This is a genomic window from Mesorhizobium sp. M5C.F.Ca.IN.020.32.2.1 (assembly GCF_004023105.1).
Taxonomy (GTDB): Bacteria; Pseudomonadota; Alphaproteobacteria; order Rhizobiales; family Rhizobiaceae; genus Mesorhizobium; species Mesorhizobium wenxiniae.
The window spans coordinates 1-775 of the sequence record NZ_RZSX01001475.1; the positions used below are offsets into that span (position 1 = coordinate 1).

General features: G+C 60.8%; 1 protein-coding gene and 1 pseudogene. Both read right to left on the reverse strand.

The genetic code is table 11. The features are described from left to right. Positions 1–359 (reverse strand): hypothetical protein (locus tag EOA86_RS36890; RefSeq protein WP_128345852.1); only part of this gene is annotated, 359 nt, incomplete at its 3' end. Between the two features lie 199 nt (positions 360–558). Continuing rightward, positions 559–775 (reverse strand): annotated as a pseudogene (locus tag EOA86_RS41640) (FAD-dependent oxidoreductase); the annotation flags it as partial.

Genomic DNA, 775 nt, shown 5'->3' on the forward strand with positions numbered 1-775 from the left:
GGCGGGGCATTGGCGATCACGCGGACCGCGCGAGCCTTTTGGATTCCGGACTGCTCGGCGATGACGCGCAGGCAGTCCGCACTTTCGGCGCCCCAGGCTTGCCCCTTGCAGACAAAATCGATCTCCGGCATCGGCAGGCGCGCGGTCTTTGTCGTGGTCGGCGCGCCGTCGACGATATTTGCCGGCGGGTTCAGTGAAGCAAAGGCCGGACCAACCGTCGGCGCGAACGCCATGCCGACGAATGCGGCGGCGCCCAGCACCACGAACAGCGCCATCGGATGGTCGTTGGCGCGCCGGCGCAGCGCCAGCTTCGGCCGCCGATCATTGCGCTTGTAGGCAGTCTGGATTTTCGTATACATCGCCATTCCCTTCATTGATTTCTTTTTTCTGTTGAAACGAACTTAGCCGCACCCGGTAACGGACGAACGACGCACGCAATCTGACCGTGTAACAGATTTGAAACCGGAACTCGGGCAGTACCGGGCATATTCGGTCATGCGAGGGCGAGGGCGATCTTTGCCGGACTGTTTCATGCAGTCGCATGTTCACGGGATCAAATCACGCCGCCGCTGTGGCCCGGCGACGTCCGGTCGCCAGCTTGAGACGCCTCAGCTGCGACCCTGAGGCGCTTTTGATTATTGCGGATTAAATTCCGAGAGGATTTTCTGTGCAGCAATGCGCCCAGCCACGATTGCGCCTTCGACATAGCCCGGAAATGACGGAGACAATTCCGAGGATGCAAAATACACTGGCGGCGCGCCGGCCAGGAGGGTTT